Source organism: Sphingomonas sp. (genome assembly GCF_036402235.1).
Lineage (GTDB): Bacteria > Pseudomonadota > Alphaproteobacteria > Sphingomonadales > Sphingomonadaceae > Sphingomonas.
On record NZ_DASWTG010000054.1, the window covers coordinates 176,526 to 187,075 of the forward strand.

Annotated in this window: 12 protein-coding genes; 4 read left to right on the forward strand and 8 right to left on the reverse strand. The window is 67.8% G+C overall.

Translation table 11 applies throughout. The features are described from left to right. Nucleotides 1–82: 82 nt before the first annotated feature. Complete coding sequence (locus tag VGD28_RS11550) at nt 83–1,210, forward strand: P1 family peptidase (protein ID WP_331028617.1); 1,128 nt, start codon at nt 83–85, stop codon at nt 1,208–1,210. Here the strand turns inward: VGD28_RS11550 and VGD28_RS11555 are convergent. After that, the gene (locus VGD28_RS11555) at nt 1,207–2,787 is read right to left on the reverse strand and encodes an MFS transporter (RefSeq protein WP_331028489.1); all 1,581 of its coding nucleotides are present in this window, start codon (nt 2,785–2,787) and stop codon (nt 1,207–1,209) included. The two genes, VGD28_RS11550 and VGD28_RS11555, sit on opposite strands and share 4 nt — an antisense overlap. Before the next feature lie 62 nt (nt 2,788–2,849). Here VGD28_RS11555 and VGD28_RS11560 point away from each other — a divergent pair, with 62 nt between their 5' ends. Both VGD28_RS11560 and VGD28_RS11565 read left to right on the forward strand, forming a co-directional pair. Further along, nucleotides 2,850–3,245: a hypothetical protein gene (locus VGD28_RS11560; RefSeq protein WP_331028490.1), complete on the forward strand. Its 396-nt coding sequence runs from the start codon at nt 2,850–2,852 to the stop codon at nt 3,243–3,245. Nucleotides 3,246–3,310: 65 nt separating this feature from the next. Then, nucleotides 3,311–4,039 carry a DUF72 domain-containing protein gene (locus VGD28_RS11565; RefSeq protein WP_331028491.1) on the forward strand — a complete coding sequence of 243 codons (729 nt, stop codon included), beginning with the start codon at nt 3,311–3,313 and terminating at the stop codon, nt 4,037–4,039. Between the two features lie 5 nt (nt 4,040–4,044). On the opposite strand, the gene VGD28_RS11570 is transcribed toward VGD28_RS11565, so the two are convergent. Continuing rightward, nucleotides 4,045–5,094, reverse strand: a complete 1,050-nt coding sequence (locus tag VGD28_RS11570) for a hypothetical protein (RefSeq protein ID WP_331028492.1) — start codon at nt 5,092–5,094, stop codon at nt 4,045–4,047. A gap of 68 nt (nt 5,095–5,162) precedes the next feature. Continuing rightward, nucleotides 5,163–6,068, reverse strand: coding sequence for a fructose bisphosphate aldolase (locus tag VGD28_RS11575; RefSeq protein ID WP_331028493.1), 906 nt, complete (start codon nt 6,066–6,068; stop codon nt 5,163–5,165). A gap of 183 nt (nt 6,069–6,251) precedes the next feature. Here VGD28_RS11575 and VGD28_RS11580 point away from each other — a divergent pair, with 183 nt between their 5' ends. Beyond that, entirely contained in the window at nt 6,252–6,761 is a 510-nt protein-coding gene (locus tag VGD28_RS11580) for a TlpA family protein disulfide reductase (RefSeq protein WP_414714494.1), read from the forward strand. Nucleotides 6,762–6,771: 10 nt separating this feature from the next. Here VGD28_RS11580 and VGD28_RS11585 read toward each other — a convergent pair whose 3' ends face one another. Genes VGD28_RS11585 through gap form a run of 5 tightly spaced genes read right to left on the reverse strand, consistent with a single transcriptional unit; the run spans nt 6,772 to nt 10,546 of the window. Then, a complete protein-coding gene (locus VGD28_RS11585; protein ID WP_331028494.1) occupies nt 6,772–7,251 on the reverse strand; it encodes a hypothetical protein in 480 nt (159 codons plus the stop codon). Continuing rightward, on the reverse strand, nt 7,248–7,904 hold the full coding sequence (locus tag VGD28_RS11590; RefSeq protein ID WP_331028495.1) for a 2OG-Fe(II) oxygenase family protein: 657 nt from the start codon (nt 7,902–7,904) through the stop codon (nt 7,248–7,250). Before VGD28_RS11590 ends, VGD28_RS11585 begins: the two co-directional genes overlap by 4 nt. Beyond that, on the reverse strand, nt 7,897–9,090 hold the full coding sequence (locus VGD28_RS11595) for a phosphoglycerate kinase (protein WP_331028496.1): 1,194 nt from the start codon (nt 9,088–9,090) through the stop codon (nt 7,897–7,899). The genes VGD28_RS11590 and VGD28_RS11595 overlap by 8 nt, the downstream gene beginning before the upstream one ends. Continuing rightward, nucleotides 9,087–9,536 carry an MOSC domain-containing protein gene (locus VGD28_RS11600; protein WP_331028497.1) on the reverse strand — a complete coding sequence of 150 codons (450 nt, stop codon included), beginning with the start codon at nt 9,534–9,536 and terminating at the stop codon, nt 9,087–9,089. Before VGD28_RS11600 ends, VGD28_RS11595 begins: the two co-directional genes overlap by 4 nt. Then, nucleotides 9,536–10,546, reverse strand: coding sequence for a type I glyceraldehyde-3-phosphate dehydrogenase (gene gap / locus VGD28_RS11605; RefSeq protein WP_331028498.1), 1,011 nt, complete (start codon nt 10,544–10,546; stop codon nt 9,536–9,538). Before gap ends, VGD28_RS11600 begins: the two co-directional genes overlap by 1 nt. Between the last annotated feature and the right edge of the window lie 4 nt (nt 10,547–10,550).

Consider the following 10,550-nt stretch of genomic DNA (forward strand, 5'->3'; position numbering starts at 1 on the left):
GCACGGAGGACGCGAGGGCACTTGCGCAGCGGGGGCGAAACGGCAGGATGCGCCACCAACTTTCCCCGGAGACCTGATGATCATGCGCCTTGTCCTTGCCATGCTGTTGCCGCTGTCCGAAATCTCGGCGATAGCGCAGGAGAGCGAACGGCCACGGGCCCGGAATGCGGGCGTGACGGTGGGCATCCTCCAGCCGGGACCGCTAAATTCGATCACCGATGTCGAGGGCGTGCGCGTGGGTCAGGTGACGCTGCCGCGCAGCCGTGCCGTCAATACCGGCGTCACCGCGGTGCTGCCGCATGGCGGCAACCTGTTCCAGGACAAGGTGCCCGCCGGGTTCGTCGCGTACAACGCCTTCGGCAAGTTCATGGGATCGACTCAGGTCGCCGAGCTGGGCGAGATCGAGACGCCGATCCTGCTGACCAACACGCTCAATGTCGCCGAGGCCGCGGCGGCTTCGATCGAATGGACGCTGGCACAGCCGGGCAATGGCGAAGTGCGCTCGGTCAATGCGGTGGTGGGCGAGACCAATGACGGCTGGCTCAACGACATCCGCGCGCGCCGTGTGACGATCGCCGATGCGCGCCGCGCGATCGAGACCGCGCGCGGCGGCCCGGTGGCGGAGGGTGCGGTCGGCGCGGGCACGGGCACGGTCGCCTTCGGGTACAAGGCGGGGATCGGCACCTCGTCGCGCAAGCTGCCCGCCTCGCTGGGCGGGTGGACCGTGGGGGTGCTGGTGCAGGCCAATTATGGCGGGGTGCTGACGATCGCGGGCGAGCCGGTGGGCGTGAAGCTCGGCCGCTATGACTATCGCCAGCAGGTCGAGGCGAAGAAGGCCGACGGATCGGTGGTGATCGTGATCGCGACCGATGCGCCGCTCTCCGACCGTAACCTGCGCCGCGTCGCGGAGCGCGCCTTTGCCGGGATCGCGCGCACGGGATCGAGTTTCTCCAACGGCTCCGGCGACTATGCCATCGCCTTCTCGACCAGCCCGGCGGTGCGGCGCACGGCGGCGCGGCGCGATTCGACGGCGCAGATCGAGGATCTGGCCAATGAGCGCGTCTCGCCGCTGTTCCAGGCGACGATCGAGGCGACCGAGGAAGCGGTGCTCAACGCGCTGTTCAAGGCCGAGACCGTCGAGGGCCACCGCGGCACATCGGAAGCGCTGCCGCTCGACAAGGTGCTGCCGATGCTGAAGATCCGTCGCTAATAGCCTGATTTGTCGAAGGTGTGCCCGCCGGGATCGAGGTCACGCAGGTCACGGCCGCGGGTCTCCTTGCCGTAGCGCCAGATCAGCAGCAGCGAGAGTGCCGTGGGCAGCGCGATCATCCAGGCCGAGGTGCCGAGCGCCGGGATCATCGCGGCGATGCTGAGCAGCTGCGCCAACACCCCGCCGAGCTTGCTGCATGCGGCGATCCAGCCGGTCGCGCGGCCGCGGATGCGCAGCGGGAAGCTCTCGGCGGCATAGGGCAGCAGCATCGCGATGATGCCGTTGCTCCCGACGATCAGCAGCGCGACCGGCAGCACCGGGCTGCCCCCGCCCGAATGATCGAGCCACAGCACCCCGCCCAGCCCCGCCAGCGTGACGAGGATCGACAGGATCAGCGCGTTCTTGGTGCTCCATGCATGGTAGATCCACGCGACGAGGAACACCGTGGGCAACGCGATCAGCGCTGATGCGGCGAGCAGGCCGCTCGACAGCTCCATCGAATAGCCGCGCGCGACCAGCTCGGCCGGAAGCCACAGCAGCAGCCCGAAATTGACGAGCCCCCAGCAGATCGCGACCAGGCTCAGCGCCACCAGCTTGCCGGTAAAGGCGCGGCCGGTGAGCGGCGCGGCGGTTCCGCGCGCGGCGGCCGGCACCTGGGCCGGCGCCACCTTCTGCACCGCGGAGCCGAACGCCGCCATCACGCGCTGCGCTTCCGCCGTGCGGCCGCGCGCCATCAGGAACTTGGCCGATTCGGGAATGAGGCCGCCCAGCAGCACCAGCAGCAGCCCGCTCGGCAGGTTGGCGAGCCACAGGATGCGCCAGCTGAACACCGGCTCGAGCCAAGTGGCGATCAGGCTCGCCGCGGCATAGCCGCCGACCGCGCCGAGTCCGCCGACCAGCACCAGGCTCCACCCGCGGTGGCGGCTCGGCATCATCTCGGCAAGCAGCGCGTAGGTGACGGGCAGCATGCCGCCCGCCGCGGCGCCCATCAGGAAGCACATGCCGATATTCCAGGCGAGCGAGGGCATCGCCCCGCAGATCGAGGTGCCGACGAACATCACTGCCGACAGCAGGATCGACGCCTTGCGCCCATAGACGTCGGCGACCCAGCCCCACAGGAACGAGCCGACCACCGTGCCGCACAGCGCGAAGAAGGGCACCAGCGAGACGGTCTGCCGCGGCACGCCATATTCGCGGATCATGCCGGGAATGGTAAAACCGAGGCTGGCGGGCTTCATGATGTCGATCACCAGCGCGATCACCAGCACCAGCATCAGCTGCCAGTGCGCCCGCGAGAGCGGCGCGTCCTCGGGCGCGGCGGCCACCAGTCCCTCCGACGCCGCCCGTTGCGCGGCGAGGTTGCGCGGGAGCAGGCCATAGGCGGCGACACCGATCCCGGCGACGATCATCCACATCCCCACGATCATGCCGTCGTCCATCGGCATGCCGGCCATGTGGAAGCCCATCGATCGGCCCATCCAGAACATCGGCAGATGCAGCACCACGCCGATCGTCACCGCGACCACCCCGATCGCGAATGCCCATAGCCGTCGGTCCGAAAGCGCGATGCCTGCCATATCCACCCCTTGTTTCTTCGCCATTCATGCGCGCGTCAGCCAGCAGTGGCTAGCCGATTGTCATGGCGAGCAAGATCATCCTGGCGGCAATCGCATCCATCGCGCTGGCGGGCTGCGCCGGGACCGCGGCGAACCCGTCCGCTCCGCAACCGCCCGAAGGTCCGGCACGGCTTGGCCAGACCGTCTATGTCGACGGCCCGCGCGTGACCCCGCTCAAGGTGATCGAGGACAGCCGCTGCCCGATGAATGCGCGCTGCATCTGGGCGGGGCGCGTGGTGCTGCGCGCCAGGGTGCAGGGCGGCGCATGGCAGCGCGAGATCGACCTGACGCTGGGCGAGCCGATGCAGGTCGCCGATGGCGGGCTGACGCTGGTCTCGGTCACGCCCGAGCGCCGCACGGACAAGGCGGTCCAGCCGCGCGATTATCGCTTCGCCTTCACCTTCCAGGGTGGATACTAGCCCTTACCGCTGCCCAGCTCCAGCAAAGCGATGCAGCGCTTCCCGTCCGGGCGCGTTCTTCACGCATGGCGTCCCCGATCCGCATCGGCTGTTCAGGCTGGAACTATCGCCACTGGCGCGGCACCTTCTATCCCGAGGAGCTGGCGGCAAGACGCTGGTTCGGCTTCTATGCCGAGCAGTTCGACACGGTCGAGATCAACAACAGCTTCTACCGTCTGCCCAAGGCAGAAACCTTCGCCAAATGGCGCGACCAGGCCCCGCCGGGTTTCTGCTACGCCGTGAAGGCAAACCGGTTCATCACCCAGGCCAAGAAGCTCAAGAACTGCGCGGAGCCGGTCGCGCGGATGCTGACGCCGACGCGTCAGCTGAGCGCCACGCTGGGTCCGATCCTCTATCAGCTTCCGCCAAGCCTCGGCCTCGATCTGGACCGGCTGGAACGCTTCCTCATGCTCCTGCCGGGCGATCTGGCCCATGCCTTCGAGTTTCGGCACAAGAGCTGGTACGTTGACGCTACGGCCGAGCTGCTGGACCGGTTCGGCGCAGGGTTCGTCATCCACGATTTCCCCCAGATCGCCTCGCCGCGATGGACCACCGGACGCATCGTCTACATCCGCTTCCACGGTGCGGCGGGCAAGTATCGCGGGCGCTATAGCGACGCCGCGCTGCTCGACTGGGCCGAGTGGATGACGGCGCAGAACCGACCGGTCTGGGCCTATTTCAACAACGACACCGAGACCGCTGCGATCCACGACGCGCTGACACTGAAAGCGATGGCGCGGCAGGCGAGCCGCTGACTCGTTCAGCGCGTTCCCGCCATCACCTGCGCGATGCGCATCCCGAGCGCGTCGAGTTCCGAACGCGTCGCGCGCAGGCTGTCGATCATCGGCGCGAGGACCGTCATCGACACACGCCCGGTGCCGAGCGCATCGGCCGTGCGCCGCAATTGCGCGGCGTAGCGCTGCGACACGGTGAACCCCTCATGCTGCAGCCCGCTCATCGCCAGGACCTTGTCAGCCATTGCCCTCGAACTCACCGAGTCGGGATCCTTCTCGCCGGCAAGGTCTTCGCGCACGCCGGTGAACTCCGCACGTTGCGCATCGACCAGCTTGTTCCCGGCGGCGACCACCTGATCGATCTGATCCGCCAGCGCACGCAACTCGCCGCCGAATCCCGGATCCGGCTTGCCCAACGACGTGCGCTCGACGCTCTCCAGCAGCCGCACCCCGGACTTGTAGAACAGCAGCTCGAACTGCAGCGACTGGCCGGTCGGATCATCCGCCTCGGTCGTCGCGACCCAGGCAGCGGCCATTGCCGCCTGGGCGCGGAACAATGCGCGCGTGGCGTCGAGCATCTTCACCATCGCCTGTTGCGTGGCGCCGGGGTTCCGCGCACGGATCGCGGTCATCACGCCGGGAAGCGTCCGGGTGATGCCCTCCATGCTGCCGATCATCTTCTGCATGTCGTCGCGCAGCCGTGCAGGCTCGGTATCGGCGGGGAGCTCCAGCCGCGGGAAGGTCGGCGTGTCGAGTGCCGCGAGCCGGGCGCGCGCGGTTGCGATCGCCCCGTCGATCTGCGCCATCGTCGGCCTGAACCGCGCCTCCATCGTTTCGGGCGGGCCGCTCAGCGCGGCGTTCCATGCCGGCCCGAGCTCGCGGAACACGGTGATGGCATCGGCGGTCGCCGCATCCAGCCGGATCATCCATTCGCCGAACGCGATCATCTCGGCGTGGATGGCCTCGACTTCGGAGACCGAAGCGGCGCGCGCCGTCGTCTTGTTGTCCGTCCGGTCCGCAGCAGCGGCGGGGACGGCGAGCGACAAGGCCGTCCACAGCAGAATCAGTCGCGACATCGTCCCCCCAGAATCGCAATGCGGGTGCGAGCTTGCCGCGCCCGCGCCGCAAGGTCGAGGGGAAAGAGTCAGGCGGCGAGCGCCGCCTTGGTAGTGGAAGCGGCCTGGATCGCATCGATCGACTCGGCCAGCGCCGCATCGAACTCTGCCTCAGTCATCCCGTGGCGCAGATCCTCGAGCAGCGCACGGCTGAAGCTCGCGATCATCCCGCGGTTCTTGGCCAGCTCGGCGCAGGCCTCGGGGCGCTTGAAGCCGCCCGAAAGCGCGACGACGCGCAGCACGCGCGGGTGATCGACCAGCGGATCGAACAGCCCGGGCTGGGCGGGGATCGACAGCTTGAGCATCACCTTGGCGTCGCCCGTCATCGCGTCGAGCTGCTTGAGGATCTCGTCGCGCAGGATCGCGTCGGCCTCGGCGCGCTCGGGCGACTTGATGTTCACCTCGGGCTCAAGGATCGGCATGAGGCCGGCGGCGAGCACCTGCCGGCCGACGTCGAACTGCTGCGCGACGATCGCGGCGATGCCCTCGCGGTTGGCCAGGTTGACGACCGACCGCTCCTTGGTGCCGAACACGCCGAGCGCCCGGGCGCGGGCGAGCAGCGCGTCGAGCTCCGGCATCGGCTTCATCAGCTGGACGCCGTTCGCCTCGGCCTCCAACCCCTTGTCGATCTTGATGAAGGGGACGACGCCGCGCTCGATCAGCGCCTGCGGGGTCGGCTTGCCGTCGATGGTGCCGTCCATCGTCCGCTCGAACAGGATCGCGCCGATCACCTTGTCGCCGGTGAAGGCGGGCGAGGTGATGATGCGGCTGCGCATCGCGTGGATCAGCCCGAACATCTCCTCGTCGCCCGACCAGGCGCCCTCCTCGATGCCATAGCCCTTGAGCGCCTTGGGCGTCGAACCGCCGCTCTGGTCCAGCGCGGCGATGAAGCCGTTTCCGTGCGCGATCTTGGCGGTCATCTCGGTGGTGTTCATGCTACTCCGTCCCCTGCTCTGCGGCATTGCTCGTATCGCGACTTCGTTGAGTCGCAGGTGGCTGTCCCGGCCTATTGCAGCGCGGCAAGCAGGTGAAAACCCTGACAACGCTGGCCAGCGGCGGAAAGCCGCGCTTGACGGACGAGTAGGCGGCCGCCACCCTCGCCGGCAGGGGGAAAGCGGATGATCGACCGGCGTTCCATGGCCATTCAGCTGGCCGCATTGCCGCTTGCAGGATTGCTGACGGCGGGCATGGCCGCGTCCAAACGCCCCAAGGTGGGCGAGGCGGCGCCCGAATTCACGCTCAAGCTGATCGACGACACGAAGGTCAGCCTGTCCGAGCTGCGCGGGCGGGTCGTGGTCCTCAATTTCTGGGCGACCTGGTGCGCGCCGTGCAAGCGCGAGCTGCCGCTGCTCGACGCTTATTATGGCCTGCAGAAGGACGCCGGCCTGAGTGTCTATGCGATCACCACCGAAGGCTCATTGCCGATCCACAAGCTCAAGCCGCTGTTCGCCGCGATGCAGATACCCTCGGCGCGCTCGATCCGCGGCCCCTACAGTCCGATCGGCGGCGCGGTGCCGAGCAACTTCGTGATCGATCGCGCTGGGGTGCTGCGTTACGCCAAGGCCGCAGCGTTCGACCTCGACGACCTCAACCGGATTCTCGTCCCGCTGCTTCGCGAACGCGCCTGATGCGACGCGTCTAGCGAACCGCCTTCGGCCGCAACCCGACCAGTATCCAGCGTTGCGGCGCCGCGCCCGGATTGACGAATCCGTGGCGGAGAAAGGCCTGGAACAGCATCAGCTCGCCAGCAACGGGCGCGACCGTCTCAGCCGGTGGCTCGGTCGTCACATCGAGACCCGGAACCCCCGCTGCCGCGGTAGCGAGCCGGGGATCCTCGATCATCAGACCGCCTGCGCCATCGCCGGGATCGATGCAACCGGCCGCAACCCAGAAATTACCGGGAGAGGTCGCGAGCGGCTGATGCTCTCCAGGGGCCAGCACGACCTCACGCGCATCGGCCGCCCAGACGAAGCGCGGTGCTGCGGGCTGGCTCACATCCATCGTGTAGCGTTCAGCGAGCGCGAGCGCTGCGACGACCACAGCGTCGTGATCCGGCGCTTCGAGCTGCTGCGCGATCAGCGGCGCCTCGAAGAATTGCTGCACCGTGGGAGCGCTCATGCGTCGCGCGCCAGGATATTGATCGCGATCGAGATACGCGTTCCCTGCCCGGCATAGGGCCGCACCGAATGCATCAGCCATGACGGAAACATCACAACGAGGCCAGCGCGCGGGCGCATCCACACTTCCTGATTGTCCACCGATCCGTCATCGCGGCGATAGCGCAGATCCGGCGCAGCCATCCGCACCATCGGGAAGCGGGGGTCGAGGAAGGAGAGCTCGCCGCCCAACGCCTTGTCCGGCGAGCCGGCATAGCCGTCATCGACATAATAGACCATCGACCAGAAGCTGCCCGGATGCGCATGGGTCTGATTGGCGGCACCGCGCCGCGAGACATTCGCCCACATCTCGGCGACCCAGCTGATCTCGCGGGTTCCGGCCAGCGCATCGACCGCATATTCGCGCGAGCGTGTGATCGCATGATCGCGCAACGCCAACGCCGCCTCACCGCCCCATCGGTCGAGATCGGTGCCCGATTGCCAGCCGTGAAGATTGGACTTGCTCACCCCGCGATCCTGACCGCTTCGCGCCAGGATCGCAGCCTTGAGCGCCGCATTCCAGCGCGGCGCATCCTGCCATATTTCGGCAATCACCGGCGTGGCGAACAGCGCGCGGACGCGCGGTTCGCTCGCGCCGGAAACGGCCTCAACCATTGAGCGCCGCGACGCCGGGAAGCTCCTTGCCTTCCATCCATTCGAGGAAGGCGCCGCCCGCCGTCGAGACGAAGCTCATGTCGTCCGCCACGCCGGCCTGGTTGAGTGCCGCGACGGTGTCGCCGCCGCCCGCGACCGAGACCAGCGACCCTTCCTTGGTCAGCGCCGCGACGGTGTGAGCGAGCGCCATCGTCGCGGTGTCGAACGGCTTGGTCTCGAACGCGCCGAGCGGGCCGTTCCACACCAAGGTGCGGCAATTCTTGAGCACGTCCGCCAGCGCCTCGCTCGCCGCCGGGCCGACATCGAGGATCATCTCGTCCTCGGCGACCTCATGGACATTGCAGGTGCGAAGGCTGGGCGGGTTGGCGGCGAATTCCTTCGACACCACCACGTCATAGGGCAGATGGATCGTGCAGTTCGCCTTCTCGGCCGCCTCGAAGATCCCCTCCGCGGTGCCGGCGAGGTCATGCTCGGCGAGCGATTTGCCGACATTCACTCCGCGCGCGGCGAGGAAGGTGTTGGCCATGCCGCCGCCGATGATCAGGTGGTCGACTTGGCCGACGAGGTGCTTGAGCACATCGAGCTTGGTCGAGACCTTGGCGCCGCCGACCACCGCCGCGACCGGGTGCTGGGGGTTGCCCAGCGCCTTGTCGAGTGCGTCGAGCTCGGCCTCCATCTGGCGGCCGGCAAAAGCGGGAAGACGGTGCGCCAGCCCCTCGGTCGAGGCGTGGGCGCGGTGCGCGGCGGAGAAGGCGTCGTTGACGTAGAAGTCGCCGAGCGCGGCGAAGCGGTCGATCACCTTGGGATCGTTCTTCTCCTCGCCGCCGAAGAAGCGGGTGTTCTCCAGGACGGCGATGTCGCCGGGCTGGAGCGTCGCGGTCGACTCGATGTCGCTTTCCCAGTCGATGTAGCGGACCGGGCTGCCGAGCACCTGGCTGAACGGGCGGACGAGCTGCGCGGTCGATAACTCGGGGCTCGGCACCTTGGGGCGGCCGAAGTGGGCGAGGACGAGGACAATCGCGCCCTTGTCGGCGAGCTCGCTGACGGTCGGCACCGCGGCGCGCAGACGGGTGTCGTCGGTGACATGACCGCCGGCCATCGGCACGTTCAGGTCCTCGCGCACCAGCACGCGCTTGCCAGTGACGTCGCCCATATCGTCCAGCGTCTTGAAGGCTCGCTCGCTCATTCTTCGATCCTGATCTCGTCGCCCACCGCGATCTCGCCGGGGGCGATCACCATCGTACATATGCCGCCGCGCCAGTCGGGCGTCAGCGCGGCGCGCAGCCCCTCGGCCAGCGCCTCCATTCGCTCGCACGGCTCGGTCTCGACCGTCACTTCGAGCACCACGTCACCGATGCGCAGCCGTTTGCCCGCGACCTGTGGCAGATCCAGCCCCTCGACCAGCAAATTGGCGCGGCGCTGTTCCCAGGGGATGTTGTGCCCCACCAGATCCATCGCCGTCGCCCAGTCGCCCGCCTCGATCAGCGTGACCTGGCGCTTATGCGGCTTGCCCTTCATCGCGCCGCGGAAATCGCCGGCAATGCCGCTCTCAAGCGTCACCCGGGCGCGATCGATGGTCTCCATCGGCGCCTTGGAGAACGCGTGGCGGGCGATGCCGGCGATCCGGCCCATTACCCCAGCTTCGCCATCGTCGCCGCGGTGTCGACCATGCGGTTCGAGAAGCCCCATTCATTGTCGTACCAGCTGACGACGCGGACGAGCTTGCCGTCGATCACCGCGGTCTCGAGGCTGTCGACGGTCGAGCTATAAGGCGTGTGGACGATGTCGATCGACACCAAAGGCTCGTCCGAGAAGGCCAGGACGCCCTTCAGCGGACCGCTTTCCGACGCCGCCTTGAGGATCGAGTTGACCTCTTCCCTGGTGGTGTCGCGCTTGGGCGTGAAGGTCAGGTCGATCAGCGAGCCGTCCGGCACGGGCACGCGCACCGACGAGCCGTCGAGCTTGCCCTTGAGCTCTGGCAGCACCTCGCCCACCGCGCGCGCGGCGCCGGTGGTGGTCGGGATCATGCTCATCGCCGCAGCGCGGGCGCGGCGCAGGTCCGGGTGGATCTGGTCGAGGATCTTCTGGTCATTGGTATAGGCGTGGATCGTGGTCATCAGCCCGCGCTCGATGCCGATCGTGTCATTGAGCACCTTGGCGACCGGGGCGAGGCAGTTGGTGGTGCACGACGCGTTCGAGACGATCGTCATCTCCGCGGTCAGCTTGTCCTGATTGACGCCATAGACGACGGTCAGGTCGACATTCTTGCCCGGAGCCGAGATCAGCACCTTCTTCGCGCCGGCGTCGAGATGCTTCTGGCAGCTCTCGCGGTCGGTGAAGAAGCCGGTGCACTCGAGCACCAGCTCGACGCCGTTGGCGGCGTGCGGCAGGTTGGCGGGGTCGCGCTCCTTGGTCACCTTGATGCGCTTGCCGTCGACGACGATGTCGTCGCCGTGCGCCTCGACCGTGCCCGGATAGCGGCCGTGCACGCTGTCACGCGAAAACAGCCACGCGTTCGACTTGGCGTCCGCCAGATCGTTGATCGTCACCAGCTCGAGGCCGCTGTCGGGCCGCTCGAGGATGGCGCGCGCCACCAGCCGGCCGATGCGTCCGAACCCGTTGATCGCAACCTTCGTCATCAAAATC

What these genes read in the sequence shown, in the direction of transcription:
- VGD28_RS11550 (WP_331028617.1), top strand. Translation starts at nt 83, where the DNA reads ATGCGCCTTGTCCTTGCCATGCTGTTGCCGCTGTCCGAAATCTCGGCG.
- VGD28_RS11555 (WP_331028489.1), bottom strand. Translation starts at nt 2,787, where the DNA reads ATGGCAGGCATCGCGCTTTCGGACCGACGGCTATGGGCATTCGCGATC.
- VGD28_RS11560 (WP_331028490.1), top strand. Translation starts at nt 2,850, where the DNA reads ATGGCGAGCAAGATCATCCTGGCGGCAATCGCATCCATCGCGCTGGCG.
- VGD28_RS11565 (WP_331028491.1), top strand. Translation starts at nt 3,311, where the DNA reads ATGGCGTCCCCGATCCGCATCGGCTGTTCAGGCTGGAACTATCGCCAC.
- VGD28_RS11570 (WP_331028492.1), bottom strand. Translation starts at nt 5,094, where the DNA reads ATGTCGCGACTGATTCTGCTGTGGACGGCCTTGTCGCTCGCCGTCCCC.
- VGD28_RS11575 (WP_331028493.1), bottom strand. Translation starts at nt 6,068, where the DNA reads ATGAACACCACCGAGATGACCGCCAAGATCGCGCACGGAAACGGCTTC.
- VGD28_RS11580 (WP_414714494.1), top strand. Translation starts at nt 6,252, where the DNA reads ATGATCGACCGGCGTTCCATGGCCATTCAGCTGGCCGCATTGCCGCTT.
- VGD28_RS11585 (WP_331028494.1), bottom strand. Translation starts at nt 7,251, where the DNA reads ATGAGCGCTCCCACGGTGCAGCAATTCTTCGAGGCGCCGCTGATCGCG.
- VGD28_RS11590 (WP_331028495.1), bottom strand. Translation starts at nt 7,904, where the DNA reads ATGGTTGAGGCCGTTTCCGGCGCGAGCGAACCGCGCGTCCGCGCGCTG.
- VGD28_RS11595 (WP_331028496.1), bottom strand. Translation starts at nt 9,090, where the DNA reads ATGAGCGAGCGAGCCTTCAAGACGCTGGACGATATGGGCGACGTCACT.
- VGD28_RS11600 (WP_331028497.1), bottom strand. Translation starts at nt 9,536, where the DNA reads ATGGGCCGGATCGCCGGCATCGCCCGCCACGCGTTCTCCAAGGCGCCG.